This window comes from Pseudosporangium ferrugineum, from assembly GCF_003002065.1.
GTDB classification, from domain to species: Bacteria; Actinomycetota; Actinomycetes; order Mycobacteriales; family Micromonosporaceae; genus Actinoplanes; species Actinoplanes ferrugineus_A.
The window spans coordinates 171,977-191,387 of record NZ_PVZG01000006.1 but is presented as its reverse complement, the minus strand read 5'-3'; the positions used below and the strand labels follow the sequence as shown (position 1 = coordinate 191,387).

Annotated in this window: 18 protein-coding genes and 1 pseudogene; 3 read left to right on the top strand and 16 right to left on the bottom strand. The window is 73.8% G+C overall.

Annotated elements, in window-relative coordinates; genetic code table 11:
* Positions 1–17 precede the first annotated feature (17 nt).
* From topA to CLV70_RS14940, 6 genes are all read right to left on the bottom strand, one after another.
* A complete protein-coding gene (topA, locus tag CLV70_RS14965) occupies positions 18–2,825 on the bottom strand; it encodes a type I DNA topoisomerase (RefSeq protein ID WP_106127089.1) in 2,808 nt (935 codons plus the stop codon).
* Between the two features lie 197 nt (positions 2,826–3,022).
* On the bottom strand, positions 3,023–3,814 hold the full coding sequence (locus CLV70_RS40400) for a hypothetical protein (RefSeq protein ID WP_245908233.1): 792 nt from the start codon (positions 3,812–3,814) through the stop codon (positions 3,023–3,025).
* Positions 3,805–4,344: a hypothetical protein gene (locus CLV70_RS14955; RefSeq protein WP_425440165.1), complete on the bottom strand. Its 540-nt coding sequence runs from the start codon at positions 4,342–4,344 to the stop codon at positions 3,805–3,807. Before CLV70_RS14955 ends, CLV70_RS40400 begins: the two co-directional genes overlap by 10 nt.
* Positions 4,345–4,409: 65 nt before the next feature.
* Positions 4,410–6,776 carry a sodium-translocating pyrophosphatase gene (locus tag CLV70_RS14950; protein WP_106127087.1) on the bottom strand — a complete coding sequence of 789 codons (2,367 nt, stop codon included), beginning with the start codon at positions 6,774–6,776 and terminating at the stop codon, positions 4,410–4,412.
* Between the two features lie 293 nt (positions 6,777–7,069).
* Positions 7,070–7,510 carry an ATP-binding protein gene (locus CLV70_RS14945; protein WP_106127086.1) on the bottom strand — a complete coding sequence of 147 codons (441 nt, stop codon included), beginning with the start codon at positions 7,508–7,510 and terminating at the stop codon, positions 7,070–7,072.
* Complete coding sequence (locus CLV70_RS14940) at positions 7,507–7,878, bottom strand: STAS domain-containing protein (protein WP_106127085.1); 372 nt, start codon at positions 7,876–7,878, stop codon at positions 7,507–7,509. The genes CLV70_RS14945 and CLV70_RS14940 overlap by 4 nt, the downstream gene beginning before the upstream one ends.
* Positions 7,879–8,097: 219 nt before the next feature.
* Here CLV70_RS14940 and CLV70_RS14935 point away from each other — a divergent pair, with 219 nt between their 5' ends.
* Positions 8,098–10,350, top strand: a complete 2,253-nt coding sequence (locus CLV70_RS14935; RefSeq protein WP_245908262.1) for a DEAD/DEAH box helicase — start codon at positions 8,098–8,100, stop codon at positions 10,348–10,350.
* Positions 10,351–10,543: 193 nt separating this feature from the next.
* Here CLV70_RS14935 and CLV70_RS42005 read toward each other — a convergent pair whose 3' ends face one another.
* From CLV70_RS42005 to ssd, 8 genes and pseudogenes are all read right to left on the bottom strand, one after another.
* The gene (locus CLV70_RS42005) at positions 10,544–11,209 is read right to left on the bottom strand and encodes an Rv3654c family TadE-like protein (protein WP_106127083.1); all 666 of its coding nucleotides are present in this window, start codon (positions 11,207–11,209) and stop codon (positions 10,544–10,546) included.
* Positions 11,206–11,607, bottom strand: a complete 402-nt coding sequence (locus CLV70_RS14925) for a TadE family type IV pilus minor pilin (RefSeq protein WP_342750366.1) — start codon at positions 11,605–11,607, stop codon at positions 11,206–11,208. The genes CLV70_RS42005 and CLV70_RS14925 overlap by 4 nt, the downstream gene beginning before the upstream one ends.
* The gene (locus CLV70_RS14920) at positions 11,604–11,780 is read right to left on the bottom strand and encodes a DUF4244 domain-containing protein (RefSeq protein WP_106127082.1); all 177 of its coding nucleotides are present in this window, start codon (positions 11,778–11,780) and stop codon (positions 11,604–11,606) included. Before CLV70_RS14920 ends, CLV70_RS14925 begins: the two co-directional genes overlap by 4 nt.
* Positions 11,781–11,830: 50 nt before the next feature.
* Entirely contained in the window at positions 11,831–12,487 is a 657-nt protein-coding gene (locus CLV70_RS14915; protein WP_245908260.1) for a type II secretion system F family protein, read from the bottom strand.
* Positions 12,418–12,618 (bottom strand): hypothetical protein, encoded by a 201-nt coding sequence (locus tag CLV70_RS14910; protein ID WP_106127080.1) that lies wholly within the window; start codon positions 12,616–12,618, stop codon positions 12,418–12,420. The genes CLV70_RS14915 and CLV70_RS14910 overlap by 70 nt, the downstream gene beginning before the upstream one ends.
* Positions 12,615–12,992 (bottom strand): annotated as a pseudogene (locus tag CLV70_RS42110) (hypothetical protein); the annotation flags it as partial. The gene CLV70_RS14910 and the pseudogene CLV70_RS42110, both read right to left, overlap by 4 nt.
* A gap of 518 nt (positions 12,993–13,510) precedes the next feature.
* Positions 13,511–14,698 (bottom strand): TadA family conjugal transfer-associated ATPase, encoded by a 1,188-nt coding sequence (locus tag CLV70_RS14900; protein ID WP_106127078.1) that lies wholly within the window; start codon positions 14,696–14,698, stop codon positions 13,511–13,513.
* Positions 14,695–15,741, bottom strand: a complete 1,047-nt coding sequence (ssd, locus tag CLV70_RS14895; protein ID WP_211303782.1) for a septum site-determining protein Ssd — start codon at positions 15,739–15,741, stop codon at positions 14,695–14,697. Before ssd ends, CLV70_RS14900 begins: the two co-directional genes overlap by 4 nt.
* A gap of 272 nt (positions 15,742–16,013) precedes the next feature.
* On the opposite strand from ssd, the gene CLV70_RS14890 reads away from it, so the two are divergent.
* Both CLV70_RS14890 and CLV70_RS14885 read left to right on the top strand, forming a co-directional pair.
* Positions 16,014–16,370 carry an STAS domain-containing protein gene (locus CLV70_RS14890; protein ID WP_106127076.1) on the top strand — a complete coding sequence of 119 codons (357 nt, stop codon included), beginning with the start codon at positions 16,014–16,016 and terminating at the stop codon, positions 16,368–16,370.
* 370 nt (positions 16,371–16,740) lie between these two features.
* Entirely contained in the window at positions 16,741–17,544 is an 804-nt protein-coding gene (locus tag CLV70_RS14885; RefSeq protein ID WP_106127075.1) for an HAD family hydrolase, read from the top strand.
* Positions 17,545–17,935: 391 nt separating this feature from the next.
* Here the strand turns inward: CLV70_RS14885 and CLV70_RS14880 are convergent, their stop codons facing one another.
* Positions 17,936–18,418 carry a PH domain-containing protein gene (locus CLV70_RS14880; RefSeq protein WP_106127074.1) on the bottom strand — a complete coding sequence of 161 codons (483 nt, stop codon included), beginning with the start codon at positions 18,416–18,418 and terminating at the stop codon, positions 17,936–17,938.
* 81 nt (positions 18,419–18,499) lie between these two features.
* A complete protein-coding gene (locus tag CLV70_RS14875) occupies positions 18,500–19,243 on the bottom strand; it encodes a Fic family protein (protein WP_106127073.1) in 744 nt (247 codons plus the stop codon).
* Between the last annotated feature and the right edge of the window lie 168 nt (positions 19,244–19,411).

Genomic DNA, 19,411 nt, shown 5'->3' with positions numbered 1-19,411 from the left:
CAGGCCCATCCACAGGCTTACTCGGCGCTGGCTGTGGCCTTGGCGGGGGCTGCCTTCTTCGGGGCGGCCTTCTTCGCCGCGGTGGTGGTTGCCTTGCGGGCGGCGGCCTTCTTGGCCGGGGCCTTCTTGGCGGCCTTCTTCGCCGGTTCCGCGCTGTCGGCGGTCTTGGCCGGGGCCTTCTTCGCGGCGGCCTTCTTCTTCGGGGCCGGGCCCTTGGCGCGCTTCTCGGCGAGCATCTCCGAGGCCTGCTCGACGGTCAGTTCCTCGGGGGTCTGGCCGCGGCGCAGGGAGGCGTTGTACTCGCCGTCGGTGACGTACGGGCCGAAGCGGCCCTCCTTGATGACCATCGGCTTCTCGGTGACCGGGTCGGGGCCCATCTCGCGCAGCGGGGGCTTGGCGGCGCCGCGCTGGCGGGTCTTCGGGGCGGCCAGGAGGGCGAGGGCCTCGTCGAGGGTGATCGTGAAGAGCTGGTCCTCGGTCTGCAGCGAGCGGGAGTCGGTGCCGCGCTGGACGTACGGGCCGAACTTGCCGTTCTTGGCGACGATCTCCGCGCCCTCGGGGTCCTTGCCGACCACGCGGGGCAGGGTGAGCAGCTGGATCGCCTGGTCGAGGGTCAGGGTCTCCGGCGACTGGGTGCGGAACAGCGACGAGCGGCGCTCCCCGCTCTCCACGTACGGGCCGAAGCGGCCGGACTTGAGCAGCACCGACTCGCCCGTGGCCGGGTCCTCGCCGAGGTTCTTCTCGCCTCCGCCGCCGAGGTACAGCTCCTTGACCTTCTCCGGGGTCAGCTCGTCGGGGGCGACGCCGTCGGGGATGGAGACGCGGTCGTTCGCCGCCTCCTCGGTGCTGTCCGGGACCTGGCGCTGCAGGTACGGCCCGTAGCGGCCGACGCGCACCACGATCTGCCGGCCCTCGTCGTCCTTGAACAGCGGGATCGAGTTGATCGCCCGCGCGTCGATGGCGCTGAGGTTGTCGGTGACCAGCTTGCGCAGCCCGCCGGCCTGGGCGATCGAGCCGTCCGGGTCGGCGGTCTGGCTGCCGAAGTAGAACGCGCTGAGGAAGTCCAGCGAGGCGTTCTCGCCGCCGGCGATGCCGTCGAGGTCGTTCTCCATCGCGGCGGTGAAGTTGTAGTCGACCAGGCGGGGGTAGTGCTGCTCCATCAGGCCGATCACCGCGAACGCGATGAAGGTGGGGATCAGCGCCTGGCCGCGCTTCTCCACGTACCCGCGGTCCTGGATGGTCTGCATGATCGACGAGTAGGTCGACGGGCGGCCGATGCCCAGCTCCTCCAGGGCCTTGACCAGCGACGCCTCGGTGTAGCGGGCCGGCGGGCTGGTGTGGTGGCCGACCGCGGCGAGCTCCTCGGCGGTCAGCGGCTGGTCCTTGACCAGGTTGGGCAGGCGGCGCTCGGCGTCCTCGGCCTCGGCGTTCTCGTCGTCGGACGACTCGACGTAGGCGCGCAGGAAGCCGGGGTCGGTGATGGTCTTGCCGGTCGCGGCGAAGTCCGCCTCCTCCTGGGTGGTGGAGACGGCGCGGATGCGGACCGAGATCGAGTTGCCGACCGCGTCGGTCATCTGGGAGGCGACCGTACGCCGCCAGATCAGCTCGTAGAGCCGGAACTCGTCGCCGGAGAGCTCGTTGGCCAGCTCACCGGGGGCGCGGAAGGTGTCACCGGCGGGCCGGATCGCCTCGTGCGCCTCCTGGGCGTTCTTGACCTTGCCGGTGTAGCGGCGCGGCTCCGGCGGGACGCTGCGCTCGCCGTACAGCTCGGCGATCTGCCGGCGGGCGGCCGCGATGGCCGTCTCCGACAGGTTCACCGAGTCCGTACGCATGTACGTGATGTAACCGTTCTCGTACAGCCGCTGGGCGACCCGCATGGTCTGCGCCGACGACATGCGCAGCTTGCGCGCGGCCTCCTGCTGCAGCGTGGAGGTGATGAACGGCGCGTACGGCCGGCGCCGGTACGGCTTCTCCTCGACCCGGGTGACCTGGAACGGGCGGTCCTCGAGCCGGGCGGCGAGCCCGCGGGCGCCGTCGCCGTCGAGGTGCACGACCGCGGCGCCGGGCTTGAGCCGGCCGGTGGTGGGCTCGAAGTCCTTGCCGGTCGCGACGCGGTCGCCGTTGAGGGCGATCAGCGTCGCCGAGAACGAGCGGGTGCCCTCGACCTTGCCCTGGACGGCGAGCTGGGCGTTGATGTCCCAGTACTCGGCCGTGCGGAACGCCATCCGCTGGCGCTCGCGCTCGACCACGATCCGGGTGGCCACGGACTGGACCCGGCCCGCCGAGAGCCGCGGCATGACCTTCTTCCACAGCACCGGGCTGACCTCGTAGCCGTACAGCCGGTCCAGGATGCGGCGGGCCTCCTGCGCGTCGACCAGGTCCTTGTCGATCTCGCGCGGGTTCGCCACGGCCGCCTGGATGGCCGGGCGGGTGATCTCGTGGAACACCATCCGGCGTACGGGAACCTTGGGCTTGATCGTCTCGACCAGGTGCCAGGCGATGGCCTCGCCCTCGCGGTCCTCATCCGTGGCCAGGAAGATCTCGTCGACCTCCTTGGCCAGCTGCTTCAGCTTGTTGATCTGCTGGCGGCGGTCGGCGGAGACGACGTAGAGCGGGTGGAAGCCGTTGTCGACGTCGACCCCGAGCCGCGCCCACGACTCGCCCTTGTACTTCTCGGGCACCTCGTCGGCGTTCTTCGGCAGGTCGCGGACATGGCCGAAGGAGGCCTCGACGAAATAGTCGGGCCCCAGGTAGCCGGCGATCGTCTTGGCCTTCGACGGGGACTCGACGATGACCAGACGGGTCGTCCTGGCGTTGCTCGGCACGGCACTCCCAAACTTCAGACTCACTCGGCGGCCCGTCGCGGACGGCGGGCACGCGGACGTTCAACGTAACGCGCCGGACGAGCTCACATTCCCCGGGCACACAGAAGTCGGATGGTAACGGCCCGGCCACCGCACGCGTCCGACGGCGACACCGTACACCGGGAACATGGCGTCATGTCGCACACAATCCCGGAAGATCACGCACCGGCGCCGCCCGGCCACAGCCGTCCGGGGGCCGCGGCGGGCCGTTCGCCGACGAGTTCGGCGAGCCGGGCGAGACGCCTGCGACCTGCGATCACGTACGCCGGACCGGCCTGAATCACGCCCGGGAGACCGACCCTCGTCAATGCCTCGTCCGCCGCCGTGTCAAGGGACCCGTCGGGATCCAGACCGAGGGCGTACCCCTGTGGGTGGGGCGCTCCGGCCGCCGCCACCCACAGGCGCAGCCTCGGGCCGTTGAGGAAGAGCCGTCCGCCCGGCGGCGGCCAGGTGCGGGCAAGACCGTTCAACCGGCTGCTGTACGCGGTCCTGACCTCGAAGGCGACCGTACGCTCGCGGTCCCCTTCCGCGCCGTCGGGCTCGGGAGCCGGGGCGGGCGGCCTCTCGTCGTCCGTCTCCTGATCCACCGGCACCGACGTGAGCTCGACCACGGGCTCCTCGCGCGGCGTCTCCGCGACCGGGTGCCAGTTGACCACCAGACCGCGACTGACCAGCTCCTGGACCAGCACGTGCACCCGCCACGCCGCGTCCACGCGTACCGAAACCCGGGCCGTGCCGCCCATCCTGCCGAGCCGGCCGGGGCCCGCCAGCAGACCGGCCAGGTCGGCCAGCGAGGGGTCGACGGCCTCGACGCCGAAGACGGACAGCTGCCGGCCGGCGGGGGTCGTCGCGGCGATCCGCCGGGGCCGGGGCCGGGCGGGCCGGACCGGCGCGGGCAACACCTCGCGCGGAATCAGCGGCCACCCGGGCTCGGCCATGGTCAGCGGCACTCCGGGGCTTCGTCGAACGCCTGCTTGAGCTCCACCGACGAGAGGTTGCTGGTGTCGAGCTCGCTGGCCTTGTACTCGGTGTTGAGCGTCTCCACGACCGTGCCGACCCGGGTGTAGAAGTCCTTCGACGGGCTGGTCGTGAGCGCCTCGATGCCGGTCCGGGCGCGGCCGTACGCGTCGCGCATGGCGCTGAGCGAGGCGGTGAAGCTCTCCGCCACCTTCTTACCCTCGTCCACGTCGGGTACGCCGGCACCCTGCACCCCCGCGCGGGCCTTCTCGCTCGCCGACTCCGCCCCGCCGAACAGCCGCATCAGGTTCTCCTTCGCCTGGGCGGGGGTCGTCGCGGCGGTCATCTGCTGCTGGGTGCGGGTCGTGAGGGTGCCGATCTCCGTGCGCCACGGCGCCAGGACCTTGCAGACGGAAGCGGCCCAGGCGCGGGGGGCCGGGCCGCTCGAACAAGCACCGAGTGTCACGACGAGCGAGCAGACGATGAGTAAGGGGATGGTGCGGGCCGTGCGCATGGTTTGCAGCGTACGGGCATCGAGCGGCGGAGGGCACCCGGCGAGCGCCGGGTGCCCTCCCTGACCACTTCGGATCAGGCGTCGACGCGCGTCGAGGCGGACTCCGTGGCCGGAGCGTCCTCGCCCATCGAGATCGGCTTGCGCTTGCTCCAGACCACCGCGGCCACGATGATCAGCGCCGCCACGACGGCGATGCCGACCCGCAGCGGGGTGTTCTCGTCGGTGCCGATGCTCCAGGCCACGACCGCCGGGGCGATCAGCAGGGAGACCAGGTTCATCACCTTGAGCAGCGGGTTGATGGCCGGGCCGGCGGTGTCCTTGAACGGGTCACCGACCGTGTCGCCGATGACCGTCGCGGCGTGGGCGTCGGAGCCCTTGCCGCCGAACGCGCCGTCCTCGACCAGCTTCTTGGCGTTGTCCCAGGCGCCACCGGAGTTGGCCAGGAAGACCGCCATCAGCGTGCCCGCGCCGATCGCACCGGCCAGGTACGCCGCCAGCGCGCCGGCACCGAGGCCGAAGCCGACCGCGATCGGGGCCATGATGGCCAGCAGACCCGGGGTGAGCAGCTCACGCTGCGCGTCGCGGGTGCAGATGTCGACCACCCGGCCGTACTCGGGCCGCTGGGTGCGGTCCATGATGCCGGGGAACTCGCGGAACTGGCGGCGTACCTCCATCACGACCGCGCCCGCCGAGCGGGAGACGGCGTTGATCGCCAGGCCGGAGAAGAGGAAGACCACCGCGGCGCCGATCAGCAGGCCGACCAGGTTGCGCGGGTTCGAGATGTTGAGCAGGCCGAGGATCTCGGTGCCGATCCGGTCGGGGCTCACGCCGGCGTCCTCCAGCGACGTCGACAGCGTGTTCGTGTACGAGCCGAACAGCGCCGTGGCGGCGAGGACGGCCGTGGCGATCGCGATGCCCTTGGTGATCGCCTTGGTGGTGTTGCCGACCGCGTCGAGCTCGGTGAGGATCTGCGCGCCCTTCTCGTCGACGTCGCCGGACATCTCGGCGATGCCCTGCGCGTTGTCCGAGATCGGCCCGAAGGTGTCCATCGCGACGATGACGCCCACGGTGGTGAGCAGGCCGGTGCCGGCGAGCGCGACCGCGAAGAGCGACAGGGTGATGGACGAGCCGCCGAGCAGGAACGCGCCGTAGACGCCGGCGCCGATCAGCAGCGCGGAGTAGACCGCGGACTCGAGGCCGACGCTGATGCCGGCCAGCACGACGGTGGCCGCGCCGGTCTGCGACGACTTGCCGATGTCCTGCACCGGGCGGCGCTCCACCTCGGTGAAGTAGCCGGTCAGGGCCTGGATGGCGGCGGCGAGCACGATGCCGATGACGACCGCGCCGATCGCGACCAGCTGCGGGTTGCGGCCGCTGGCGACGACGCCGGCGTCCAGCGAGGCGTCGTTGAAGCCGGCGAAGGAGTCCGGCAGGTAGACGAAGCTGACGATCGCCACGATGATCGCGGAGAGCACGGCCGAGATGTAGAACGCCCGGTTGATGGCGGTCAGGCCGTTGCGGTCCGAGGCGCGCAGCCGGGTGATGAAGACACCGACGATGGCGATGACCACACCGATGGTGGAGACGATCAGCGGGAAGATCAGGCCGTCCTGGCCGAACGCCGCCTGGCCGAGGATCAGCGCGGCGACGAGCGTGACCGCGTACGACTCGAAGAGGTCGGCGGCCATGCCGGCGCAGTCACCGACGTTGTCGCCCACGTTGTCGGCGATCGTCGCGGCGTTGCGCGGGTCGTCCTCCGGGATGCCCTGCTCCACCTTGCCCACCAGGTCGGCGCCGACGTCGGCGGCCTTGGTGAAGATGCCGCCGCCGACCCGCATGAACATGGCGAGCAGCGCGGCGCCGAAGCCGAAGCCCTCGAGCACGGTCGGGGCGTCGCCGCGGTAGATCAGCACGACCAGCGCGCCACCGAAGAGGCCGAGGCCCACGGTGAGGAAGCCGACCACGCCACCGGTGCGGAACGCGATTCCCATCGCCTTCTCGCGGCCGCCGGTCTCGCCGGCCGCCGCGGCAACCCGCAGGTTGGCCCGGGTCGCGAGCGCCATGCCGGCGCCACCGATGAACGAGCTGAAGACCGCACCCACGATGAAGAAGAGCGAGCGGCCGATCTTCACCGCGGTCTCGTTGTCACCGGAGCCGTGCACGGGCAGCAGGAACAGCAGCACGACCGCGATGACGACGAAGATCGCCAGGGTCTTGAACTGCCGGAACAGATAGGCCGACGCGCCTTCCTGCACGGCGCCGGCGATCTCCTGCATGTTGGTCGTGCCGCGGCCGGCCTTGAGCACCGACTGCACGAAAACGGCGGCGAAAGCGAGCGCTACCAGCGCGAACACCACCGCGACGATGACGAACGTGACGTTCGACCCGCTGAGGGACACCTCGCCGCTCTCCGCGGCGAGGTTTATGGAGGTCCCGGACATCAATGTCCTCCTGTACACACCGACCGCACCCGGTAGCGGACGAAACTGCCGGGCGCATCCCCGCTCGGGGGAGACGACAAACCGGGTCCCGCGGACGCGGAACCAGGGAGCAGTGACTGATTACCGGCGTACTGTAGCGGCCAGACGTGGCAATGGTCACACCTGGATCCGGCCGTGTCGTGGTGATGTTTACCGCTGTGTTAGCGGTTGGCATTGATGGGCGTGAACACCTAGGCTCCGGCTCCCACCTGCGGGTTTCCCATGCCGTGCGCCGAACGGTGCCCTTTTTGCGCTCAGCGGCGGTGGACCGGCCACACCATCCGGACCTCGGTGCCCGCGCCCTCGTCGACCGGGCGGACCTGAAGATCGTCGACGAAGCCGGCGAGGAGCGCGAAACCCACCCCGGTCGTCAATGCCTCGTCGGTCAGCGACTCGTCGGCGAGCTCGTCCGGGGGCAGCTTCGTGAGGCCGATGCTCGCCTCGATGGGCGCGCGGTCGATCACCCGTACCGTGTAGGAGTCCGAGTCGGACATTTCCACCATGACGAGGTCGGGGATGCCGTACTGGTTGTGCAGCGCCACCGCGCGGGTGCACGCCTCACCGATCGCCAGCCGCACCTCGTCGAGCAGCTCCTCGGCGACCCCCGCGCGCCGAGCCACCGCCACGCCGACCAGCCTGGCCGTACGCACGTGCACCGGCGCCGGCGAGAACGACAGCCGTACCGTCGCCATCACGCTGCCGGAGGGTTGTCGTCGCGATCGCCGGACGAGGTCGAGGTCGCGGCCTCGACGGACGGATAGATCGGGAAGACCTGATCGAGCGCGGTGATCCGGAAGATCTTGAGCAGCGGCTCCTTCGCGCACACCAGGCCGAACGAGCCGCTCGCGGCGCGCAGCCGCTTGAGGGCGCCGACCAGCACGCCGAGGCCCGTGGAGTCCAGGAAGTCGACGCGCGCCAGGTCCACCACCACGTGGCGGGCGCCGCCGTCGACCAGCTCGACCAGCCGTTCCCGCAGCCGGGGCGCGGTGTAGACGTCCACCTCACCGCCCACGTCGAGCACCGTGTGCTCGCCGACGGTACGGGTCGTCAGCGACAGCTCCATCGGTCCTCCTCCCTCCGGGCAAGCCCTCAGGCAGTCGATCTCCCCAGCGAATCTAACCACCGTCCGTCATCCCCCGACGCGTGGGCACCCACCGTCGTACCCGTTTGGGGTTCGGGGCATACCGATGTCAGAGTGCAGGACGTGACCACGACCGTCCCGGGCATCCCGGCCGCGCGCGGCGCACCGGGGACCCTCGGACCGGCGGAACTGCTGCACCGGATGCGGGCGCGCAGTTCGTCCGCCGAGGACTCGCCGATCACCCACGTCGAACGGGTCGGGGCGCGGGCCGGGCGAACGGTGCCGTGGCCGTCGTGGGTGCCGGGGGCGCTGCGGGAGGCGTACGGCTTCGAGCCGTGGGAGCACCAGGCCGCGGCGGCGACGCTGGCGCACGAGGGGCGGCACGTCGTGCTCGCCACGGGCACGGCGTCGGGCAAGTCGCTCGCGTATCAGATGCCCGCGCTGAGCCGGCTGCTCGGCGACGACCGCGCCACCGTTCTTTACCTCTCGCCGACGAAAGCCCTGGCCGCGGACCAGCTGCGCGCGCTGGTCCGGCTCGGTCTCGACGGCGTACGCCCGGCCACGTACGACGGTGACACGCCGCGCGAGGAACGCGAGTGGATCCGCCAGCACTCGCGCTTCGTGCTGACGAACCCCGACATGCTGCACCACGCCCTGCTGCCGGGCCACGCCCGCTGGGGGACGTTCCTGCGCCGGCTCGCGTACGTGGTGATCGACGAGTGCCACAGCTACCGGGGCGTCTTCGGCTCCCATGTGGCCCACGTCCTGCGCCGCCTGCGCCGCCTCGCCGAGCGGTACGGCGGCACCCCCACGTTCGTCCTCGCGTCGGCGACCTCGGGCGACCCGGCCGACGCGGCGACCCGGCTGACCGGCCTGCCGGTGACCGCGGTGACCGAGGACGCCTCCCCGCGCGGGGCGGTGACGTTCGCCCTGTGGGAGCCGCCGCTGCTGCCGCCCGAGGAGCCGGAGCTCCCGCCGACCCGGCGTTCGGCCCTGAGCGAGACGGCGGACCTGCTCACCGACGCGGTGGTGGCGGGCACCCGGACCCTCGCCTTCGTCCGCTCCCGCCGCGGCGCCGAGGTGGTGGCGACGATGACCCGCCGGTCGCTGGACGAGGCGGTCCCGGGCCTGGGCGAGCGGGTGGCGGCGTACCGGGCGGGCTATCTGAAGGAGGACCGCCGGGCGCTCGAACGGGCCCTGATGTCGGGCGACCTGCTGGCGCTCGCCTCCACCAACGCGCTGGAACTCGGCGTCGACCTGGTCGGCCTGGACGCGGTCCTGATCTGCGGCTACCCCGGCACCCGCGCCTCGCTGTGGCAGCAGGCCGGCCGCGCGGGACGGGCCGGCGGCGAGGCGCTGGCCGTCCTGGTGGCCCGCGACGATCCGCTGGACACCTATCTGGTGCACCACCCCGAGGCGCTGTTCGGGCGCCCGGTCGAGGCCACCGTCCTGGACCCGGCCAACCCGTACGTCCTGGGACCCCAGCTGTGCTGCGCGGCGGCGGAGTCCCCGCTGCGCCCCTCGGATCTCCCGCTCTTCGGCGGCACCGCGGCCCAGGCGGCGATCGACGGCCTGACCCGCTCCGGCGCCCTGCGCAAACGCCCGTCCGGCTGGTACTGGACCCACCAGGGCCGCCCCGAGGTGGACCTGCGCGGCACGGGCGGCGCCCCGGTGGCGGTGGTGGAATCGGCAACCGGCCGCCTGCTCGGCACGGTGGACCAGGGCTCGTCCCACGCCATGCTCCACCCCGGCGCGGTCCACCTGCACCAGGGCACCTCCTATGTGGTCGACGACCTGGACCTCGACGAGGCGGTCGCCCTGGTCCACGCGGCCGAACCCGACTGGTCGACACACGCCCGCGACGTCACGGACCTGTCGGTGGTCTCGGTCCGTGAGTACGTGGACGCCGGCCCGGTCGGCCTGTTCCTCGGCGAGGTGGACGTGACCAACCAGGTGGTCTCGTACCAGCGCCGCCGCATCGGCTCGGGCGAGGTGATCGACACCCGGCCCCTGGACCTGCCCGTACGCGAACTCCGCACGGTCGCCGTCTGGTTCACCATCTCCCCCGGCGCCCTCCTGGCCGCGGGCGTCGAACCGGCCGACGTGCCGGGCGCACTGCACGCCGCCGAGCACGCGGGCATCGGCCTCCTCCCGCTGATCGCGACCTGCGACCGCTGGGACATCGGCGGCCTGTCGACGGCCAACCACATGGACACGCAGGCCCCGACGGTGTTCGTCTACGACGGCCACCCGGGCGGAGCGGGCTTCGCGGAACGCGCCTACGGGACGGCAACCGGCTGGCTCCGCGCAACACGCGAGGCGATCGCCTCGTGCGTGTGCGACACGGGATGCCCGTCGTGCGTGCAGTCCCCGAAGTGCGGCAACGGCAACAACCCGCTGCACAAGGCGAAGGCGGTCGCGGTCCTGGACGCGGTCCTGGCCGCCCTCCCCTGACCGCACCTCTGCCTACCTTTCCTGCCCTTCCTTCCCGAGGCCGCTCCCCCGGGCTGCTCCCCGGAGCGCCGTCCCAGCCGCCCTCCCCGCGCCGCCCTCCCCGCGCCGCCTTCCTCGCACCGCCTTCCTCGCACCGCCCTCCCCGCGGCTGGCTCCCCGGGGTCGCCCTCGTCCGGTCGCCGGGAGCCCACCGTCAGCTGCGGGCCGGGCCGGCGCGGGCGGCCGCGGTGGCCCGGAGGGTGAGGCCGGGCAGGGGCGTGACCGGGGTCGCCACCTCGACGACGATCTCCATTCCTTCGAGCCGGCAGGAGAGCAGGCGGGCACCGTTCGCGCCGACCAGCTCCGCGGCCCGCGCGCAGGCGGACCGCTCGCCCTCGATCGCCCGCATCGCCCCGGCGAGGGCGCCGAGATCGGCCGCCGTCCGGGCCTCGTGCCGGCCCACCCGGGCGGCACCGACGGCGGCGCCCGCGACCCCGCCGGAGACGACGGCCAGCCCGACCGCCAACACGAAGAACGACGCCGCACCGCGGTCAGCGGCGAATCGCGCCCGCCGGCTGGCGCACTTGACGGGGTCACCGGCGAGGGGCGCCGGCAGGTGCGCCTTTCCGGATCGCGCCAGCCAGCCGGCGCGCTCCCCTGGGTCGGCGGCGCGGGCATGCTCTCGGGTGTCCTTCACGGGATCGCCGAGGCGGGTGCGCTTCGTGCGGTCGGCGGCGCGGGCCTGCCGGCGGGTGGGCGTCACGGGATCCCCGAGGCGAGTGCGCTTCGTGCGGTCGGCGGCGCGAGCATGCCGGCGGGTGGGCGTCACGGGATCGCCGAGGCGGGTGGGCTTCGGGGGGTCGGCGGCGGGGTTGTTCATGGGATCGCCGCCGGTTCGCGGGCTGCTACCGCGGTGGCGCCGACGGTCAGCGCCGGTAGGTGGCCGCCGAGGATCGCGACCGGCGCTCGGACCGTGACGGTGACCGTGCCGGCGGCCTCGTCGAGCTCGATGCGGGCGCCCGGGGGCGCTGTCCGGGCGGCGGTCTCGGTGCCGGGGGCGCCACGGGCGGCGGCGAGCGCGCCCTCGCGTGCCGCGTCGACGCAGCGCAGCTGGGTGGTCACCGCGCCGACCGCCGTCAGGCCCGCGAAGAGGAGCAGCATGAGCGCCGGCAGCCCGGCCGCCAGCTCGGCAGTGAACGATCCGCGGTCGCGCCCGTTCGGCTCGCGGCCCCGAACGGTCCGGCGCGGCGGGCGACCGGGGTGCCGGCGCGGTGTCACTTCAGCGCCTCCATGATCACGCGGGTCAGGGCCTGGGAGACGCCGGGGCTGGTCAGGACCTTGAACAGCACGCCTCCGAAGGCCACGGCGGCGAGGCCTACGACGGCGTACTCCGCCGTGTTCATGCCCTCGTCGGCGCGGGGTCCGGCGAGGCGGGCGAGAAATCGGTGCATGGGAACTCCTTGGTGTCGTCGATGGTGGGAGGGTTCGAAAACCGGGCCGGTCACAGCACGTCGCCGAGGACGGCGATCACAACCGGGACCAGGCCGGCCAGCAGGAAGGCCGGGAGGAAGCAGAGCCCCAGCGGCAGGACGATCAGCACCCCGGACCGGCGGGCGGCGGACTCGGCGGCGATCGCCCGGTCGGCGCGGAGGTCGTCGGCGAGCCGGGTGAAGGCGCCGGCCAGCGCGCCGCCGCTCGCGCTGGAGCGGATGGCGGCGGCCGTCAGCCGGGCGGCGCCGGGCACGTCGGAGAGGTGCTGCCAGGCCTCCGGCGGGTCGGCGCCCAGGCGCAGGGACCGTCCGGTCCGGTCGAGCCGCTCGCCCAGCGGGCCGCCCAGCGCGTCGGCGACCGCGGTCACGGCCCGGTCGACGGGTGCGCCCGCGCGCAGGGCCGCCGCCAGCAGGTCGGCGCCGAGAGGCAGGTCCGCCACGGCCCGCGCCCGGGCCGCCCGGACCGCGGCCGGCTCCTGCTTCCTCAGCCACCGGTCGGTCCCGTACGCGACCAGCACCGCCACCGGCACGCCCCACCACCGCCCGACGAACCAGGCGACCGCCGCGCCGCACGCCACGGCCATCACGACCCGCCGCGTCATCGGACTCCTTCCCGGGTCACGGCCGCCGCCGCGGTCAGAGTGCTCAGGTCGGCCCGCAACGGGCAGGACACGGAGGTCACCGGCTCGGGCAACCTGTCGGCGTGCAGCAGCGCGACGACGCAGCACGGCTGGAGCGGCACCTGCACCGGACCGCCGCGGCGCAGGATCGACTCGGCGCCGCAGGTCGACGGGCTCATCGGCCCGGCCCGGCGGGGTCCTGGAACGGGCCGGAGACCAGGCGTTCCGCCCAGAGCAGGCCGGCCACCTGCAGCAGCACCGCCCCCACCGCGCAGGCCCCGCCCAGCGGCGTGCGAAGCAGGATCCGCAGCGGGTCGGCCCCCATCCCGTAGCCCAGGGCGATTCCTCCGGCCGGCAGCGCTGCCAGAAGCACGGCCGTCGCCTGAGCACCCGCTACCTGGGCCGCGGCGGCCGCGACCGCCCGGTCGGCGGCACGGGCGTCGGTCTCGATGCGCTCGATCAGGTCCGCCATCGGGGCGCCGGTGCGTTCCGCCAGCCGCTCGGCCGTCGCCGTCAACTCCCCGAGCCGCCCACCAATCCCGGCCTCGCCGCCCGGAAGGCCGTCGTGTGCCCGGGCGCCCGAGAAACCGGCGCGTGCCCGGCCGCCCGGGAGACCGGCACGTGCCCGGCCGCCCGGGATTCCGGCACGTGCCCGGCCGCCTGGGAGATCTGTCCGGCCGCTCGGGAGGCCGGCGCTTGCCCGGCTGCCGGGAAGGCCGGCGCGCAGGTCAGCCGCGAGGGCGGTGAGTTCGTCCAGGTCTCGGGCGCGAGCCTCGGCCGCCCGGCGGCGGGTGGCGCGGCGGCTCAGGGCGCGGGCGCCCAGGGCCGCGTAGACGCAAGCGACGAATCCGGCCGCCGGGCCGCCCGACAGCGTTGCCAGCGCGGCCGCCGCCACCGCCGAGGTTGCGAGGAAGCGGCGCGGTGAGCGCGCCGCGAGGGCGTGGACCGCGGCGGGGCCGGGAGCGGGCCGGGCGGAGGGACCCAGCCGGCCGAGGCTGCCGCGGGCCGGCCACGCGGCGATCGCGGCGGCGGTCGTGAGCAGCGCGGTCGCGGCGAGCCAGGGCCACACGGTCATGGCTGGGAGCCCAGGACCGGCGGGATGCGCACGCCGCGCTCCGCGAGGAGCCGGGCCAGCGTGGGGGCGCCCGGGCCCGTCCCCCGGCCGCGTTGCCAGGCCGGGATCACCGTGGTGAGGCGCTGCTCCCCCGTCGGCAGCAGCACCCCGATCGAGTCCAGGACGCGGCCGCGGGGGATGCGGCGCACCTGGAGGATGACCTGCAGCGCCGCGAGGACCTGCGCGTGGAGGGCCGCGCGGGGAAGCCCGCCGAGCAGGCCGAGCGCCTCGAGCCGCGCCGGGACGTCGGCCGCCGCGTTGGCGTGCAGGGTGCCGGCGCCGCCCTCGTGGCCCGTGTTCAGGGCGCCGAGGAGGTCGGCGATCTCGGCGCCGCGGCACTCGCCGACCACCACGCGGTCCGGGCGCATGCGCAGCGCCTGGCGGACGAGGTCGGTGAGGCCGACGGCGCCGGCCCCTTCGACGTTGGCCGTACGCGACTCGAGCGCCACCACGTGCGGGTGCCGGGGCCGCAGCTCGGAGGCGTCCTCGACCAGCACGATCCGCTCGGTCGGCGGTACGAGCCCGAGCAGCGTAGCGAGCAACGTGGTCTTGCCGGTGCCCGTACCGCCGGTGACGAGGTAGGCCAGCCGGGCCGCGACGACGGCGGCGAGGACCGGGGCGACCGCCGGCGGGACCGTCCCGCAGTCCACGAGGTCGCCGAGGCTGAAGGGGCGTTGCCGGAACGTGCGAAGGGACAGGTACGGCCCACCGGTCGCCACCGGCGGCAGCACCGCATGCACCCGGGTGCCGTCGGGGAGGCGGGCGTCCGCGTACGGGCGCCCGTCGTCGAGCCGGCGCCCGCACGCGGCGGCGAGGCGCTGGGCGAGCCGGCGCACGTCGTCCGGGGTGCCCACGTCGATCGCCGCACGGTGCAGGCCCGAGCCCCGGTCGACCCAGACCTGGACGCCGTTGACCAGGACGTCGGTGACCGCGGGGTCGGCCAGCAGGGGGGTGAGCGGCCCGGCGCCGACGAGCTGGTCGCGGACCCGGCCCGCCAGCCGCAGGACCGTCGTGTCGCCGAGCGCGGCGCCCTCGGCCTGATGCCGGACGGCGGAGACCACGGCCGCCGGTGTGGCCTCGATGCCCTCCCCGGCGATGTGCCGCCGGACCCGGTCGGCCAGCGGCGCGGACGAGGAGGCGGTCATGCCGCTTCTCCCACCACGGACAGCTGCGCGAGCAACTCGGCGCAGAGCTCCGCCAGCGGGCCCCGGCCGTCCACAGCGGGCGGTACGCCGCGCTCGATCCGCTGGCACACCCCCGGCTCGGGCCGCAGCGCGCCGGCGAGCGGGAGGCCCAGCGAGCGGGCCACCTCCCGGGCCTTGAGCCGGCTCGGCGCCGGACCCCGGACGACCACCGACAGGGCGGCGCAGTGCACCCGGGCGATCGCCGCGACCCGGGCCGCCGCGGCGGTGGCGCGCAGCTCCGCCGGCACGATGAGCAGAGTCTGGTCGGCGGCGGCCAGGGCCAGCGTCGCGGCGTCGTCGAGGTGGCGGGGCAGGTCGACCACGGTCACGTCGCGGGTGTCCCGGGCGACCTGCATGGTGACCGCCATGGCCTGGGGCGGCACCGGCCGCGGCGCGTCGCGGGCGAAGGAGAGCAGCACCAGGTCGCCGCGGTGCGGGAGGGCCTTGAGCAGCGCGGCCGGGTCGGCGTGGGCGCCCGCCTCGGCGAGCGCAGGCCACCGCAGCCCGTCGTCCTGTTCCCAGCCGAGCACGAGGTCGAGGCCGCCGCCGAGCGGGTCCGCGTCGAGGAGCAGGGTGCGGCGGGCCTCGCGGGCGGCGGTGACGGCGAGGCCGCCGGCGAGGATGCTCGCCCCGGCGCCGCCCCGGCCGCCCAGCACGGCGAGCACGCGGCCGGCCGGTGGCGGCTCGGCGCGGGCGGCCGCGGCGAACCGCTCGGTCAGCCAGGGTTCGGCGGCCGGGAGCATCGCGACGTGCTCGGCACCGAGCGACTCGGCGACCTCCCAGGCGGCGTGCACGATCGGCTCGTGACCGACGACGGCCGTGCGGGACCGGCGCGGCAGGTGGGCGCGGAGGCAGGCCACCGCCTGGTCGGCGCCGACGAGGACCAGCGCCGCGCCGAGATAACGGCTGCGGGCGGCCGCCGGATCCGCGGCCACGTCGACCTCGGTGCCGGCCGCGGCGGCGAGGCGCACGAGGTCGTCGAGCAGGTCGGGGTCGGCGGTCACGACCAGCGGCAGGGCGGGCCCCGGGCGGGCTCCGGCGGGTGGGGCGGTACGGGCGGACATCACGGCTCCAGCGGGTACGGCGGCGGGTGGGCTCCCACCGTGGCGGCCCGGCGTACGGGCGCTCAACCGCGGACCGCCGGGCCTGTGGACAAGCCGCAGGGCTGTGGAAAAGCGTTCGGTGCCGGGCTGATCTGCTATGGCGTACCGCTGGGGAAGCGTGGCGGCGGCGGGAGTTGGGTATGTTGGTGCCGGACCCGACCGATGGAGTTGGCATGGAGAACCCGGTCCGGAGCGAGTTCGGCGAGGACGGCAGCGCCCAGGTCACCGTGCTGGGTGAGATCGACTTCGCCAACGCCGACGAGGTGGCGCAGGCCATCCGGGACGTGGTGGCCGGGTCCCCACCGGCGGAGGTCCGGGTCGATCTGGCCGACGCCACCTTCATCGACTCGACCGGGCTCGGGGCCCTGATCGAGGGTTACCGGGCGGTGACGGAGGCGGAGTCCCGCTTCCTGGTGATCAATCCCAGTCCCGGCTTCCACCGGGTGCTCACCGTGACCGGCCTGTGCGAGTTGTTCGGCATGCCGGAAGAGCACGCCCCCGCCGACCTGGATCGGGCCACCGGAGCCTGAGCCGGCCAACCGCTCCAGCCCGGATGGTCGCGCTCCGGAGCGGAACCCGGCATCACGCCGCGTGTGCGAGGGTCCAGCTCGGCCGGCCGCCGTACCGGAAAAGGGAACGACCCCCGTCGGGGGTGACGGGGGCCGTCCGAGGATTCGGCTCCGGGGGGGGTCGAGCCGAATCGGACTCGGCGATCGCGGGGGGCGCAACCACCGAGAATCTCGGGGAGGAAAACGCGACTGCCACGGACAACATGAATCTCAGTCGCAACACAAGCATGCCTGAAGTACCGGGAACCGTCGAGTACCCAGTGTCACCAGAAACCGCACACACGCCACCGAGGGCGTGATTGAGTGCGCATTGCGGCTACACTTTCGGCCCGTGGGCCACAGCGCCGCGTTCTTCGACCTCGACAAGACCGTCATCGCCAAGTCCAGCGCGCTGGCCTTCGGACGGCCTTTCTATCGCGATGGGCTGATCAGCCGCCGGGACGTCGTGAAATCCGCCTACGCGCAGTTGATGTTCCGGCTGGGCGGCACCGACGAACAGACCATGGCCCGCACCCGCGACTATCTGGCCGCGCTCTGCAAGGGCTGGAAGGTCGAGCAGGTCCGGCAGATCGTCGCCGAGACCCTGGAAGAACTGATCAATCCGTACGTGTACGCCGAGGCCGCCATCCTCATCGGCGAGCATCAGGCGGCCGGCCGCGACGTCGTCCTGGTCTCCGCGTCGGGCGACGAGATGGTGCGCCCGATCGGCGAGCTGCTGGGCGTGACCGACGTGATCGCGACCCGGATGGGGATCGTCGACGGGCGGTACAGCGGAGAGGTCGAGTTCTACGCGGCCGGGCCGAGCAAGGTCGCGGGCGTGCGGGAGCTGGCCGGCGAACGCGGCTACGACCTTGCGGAGTGTTACGCATATTCGGATTCGAGCAGTGACCTTCCCCTGCTCGAGGCGGTCGGCCATCCGAGCGTGGTCAATCCCGACCGCGGGCTGCGCCGGGTCGCGCTGGAGCGCGGCTGGCCGGTGCTGGAGTTCCGGCACCCGGTGCCGCTGGGCCGCCGGCTGCGCGACCGCCCGGCCGTTCCGGTCGCCGCCGCCGCGCTCGGGGTCGGCGTGGGCGTCGCGATAGGCCTCGCGCTGTACGGCCGCCACCGCCGGACCCGGGCCGCCGCCGTCGCGTAGCGCTCGCGGCGAGCCGTCCGGCCTGGGCGAGTTCGCCTCCCGCTGCTCGCCGCCGAAGCATCTGACTAATTACTCTTGGCCCCATTTGCCCTGGTGATCATGGGCGCCGAGGCGTAGAAAGAACTCGCGGGACCTCGAAGAACAGCAGGTTCCGTGCACGGCCACCGGGAACCCACGCGCGATCAGCCACGGCAGGCACGTTGCGGCGGGACCCACCGGTCATCCGGCGGGACTGTCGACAACGACCCAGGTGCACGCTTGATAACCCGGTCGGACGCGCAAGCGGCGGCGCCTCACCCGTGAGGCGCCGTCCTTAATGTGCCGGCCGGAAGCATGTGCCAGCCGGCAGCATGAGCCAGCCGGAAGCATGCGCTCGCCGGAGGGCCGGCAGTCAGGCCGGGGAGATCGTCGCGGCCAGGTGGCGGTTGCGCAGCTCGTGGTAGACCGCGCGGAACAGGTGCGGCCGCCGGTGGAAGTCCACGCCCTGCGCCCACAGCTCGGTGTTCACCATCGAGCCGTCGCGCCGCTCGATGAGCACGGTCATGCCGCCCTCGATCTGCCAGCGGCCGATCTTGTTGGCGTGCCGGTGCAGGCGGACGTGCGCGATCTCCTCCCAGCGCAGCGTGCGCGAGCGCAGCAGCCCGCGGATCCGCAGCGCGCCGGGGCTGACGTACACGCCCATCTCGAGGATGCGCCAGCCGCCCACGACCCAGACCACCGCCATGAGCAGGGCGAGGATGCGTACGCCGACGCCGGTCAGCTCGAAGAGCCCGATGCTCGCCCAGCCGAGCAACCCGAATGCCACCGCCTCCCAGCCGATGACCAGCCAGCGGCCGGTGCCGGGTGAGTACGGGCGGACCCAGTCGTCTCCCACCCGCCCGAGTATGCCAACCCGAGCAGGGACGAACGGTGCGTTTCGGGCTTCGCTGCAGATGGGGACCAACCGGGTGAGGCGCTACTTGCCCGAAGGGGCCAGCACCTCGTCGGCGATCCGCACCAACTCGCCCGCGCCCGCGGTGACCGCCGCCGCGTAGTGCCGCAGCCACGAGCGCACGCCGTCCGGGGTTCCGGTCGCGTACGCGCCCGCCGAGCCCACGTACTCGGGCTCGCGGGCGAGGTGGCCCTCCTCGACGCCGACCAGCCCGCGGATGTCGAAGCCGCGCGAGACCAGGGTGAGCCGGGCCGCCGCGCGCGCGACCACCCCGGCCGGGCCGGCGAACGGGCGCAGCGTCAGCAACTCCGCGTGGACGATCGCGGCCAGCAGCATCGGCGGGGTCCGCTCGTTGCCGGCGACCAGGGCGGCGAGCGCGTCGATCCGCTCGGCGCCGGAGAGCAGCCGGCCCAGGTCGGCCTCCGCGACGGCACCGCGGGCGGCCAGCATGTGCAGGCGGGCGAGCACTTGGCGGGGCGCACGCGGCCACAGGTCGACGAGCCCGTCGAGCGCCTCGGAGACCCGCAGCGAGCCCTGCACCACGGGGTCGGTGACGGTGCCGGCGCGCACGGCGGCCAGATCGTGGCGGTGGTCCTCCAGGGCCGCGCTGGCGACGGCGGCGCGCAGGCCCACCTCGGCGGCGACCTGACCGCCGTTGCGCCGCAGCGCCCGGTGCCGCAGCGCCTCGTCGACCCGGGCGCGGGCCTCGGCGAAGGAGGGCTCGACGTCGGCGAGGGCCAGCAGCGGGGCCAGGGGATCGTTCGTCACGCGCCTACCGTAGCCGGAAAAACACCCCCACCACGGGCTGCGCGTACGAGCGCGAAAGTGGCAGGATTCGCGCAGTACCGATCACGCGCTGCCGGTCGGCGCGGCAGGCGGGCGCTTCGGCTCGCCGTCCTCGCCCGTCACGGCCGTGCGGAACTACTGTTCACCTCA

Excerpts from the sequence above, each read along its gene's own strand:
- CLV70_RS14950 (WP_106127087.1), bottom strand. The coding sequence starts at position 6,776 with ATGTCCGGGACCTCCATAAACCTCGCCGCGGAGAGCGGCGAGGTGTCC.
- CLV70_RS14920 (WP_106127082.1), bottom strand. The coding sequence starts at position 11,780 with ATGCACCGATTTCTCGCCCGCCTCGCCGGACCCCGCGCCGACGAGGGC.
- CLV70_RS14890 (WP_106127076.1), top strand. The coding sequence starts at position 16,014 with ATGGAGAACCCGGTCCGGAGCGAGTTCGGCGAGGACGGCAGCGCCCAG.
- CLV70_RS42005 (WP_106127083.1), bottom strand. The coding sequence starts at position 11,209 with ATGAACAACCCCGCCGCCGACCCCCCGAAGCCCACCCGCCTCGGCGAT.
- CLV70_RS14935 (WP_245908262.1), top strand. The coding sequence starts at position 8,098 with ATGCGGGCGCGCAGTTCGTCCGCCGAGGACTCGCCGATCACCCACGTC.
- CLV70_RS14910 (WP_106127080.1), bottom strand. The coding sequence starts at position 12,618 with ATGAGCCCGTCGACCTGCGGCGCCGAGTCGATCCTGCGCCGCGGCGGT.
- CLV70_RS14900 (WP_106127078.1), bottom strand. The coding sequence starts at position 14,698 with ATGACCGCCTCCTCGTCCGCGCCGCTGGCCGACCGGGTCCGGCGGCAC.
- CLV70_RS14940 (WP_106127085.1), bottom strand. The coding sequence starts at position 7,878 with ATGGAGCTGTCGCTGACGACCCGTACCGTCGGCGAGCACACGGTGCTC.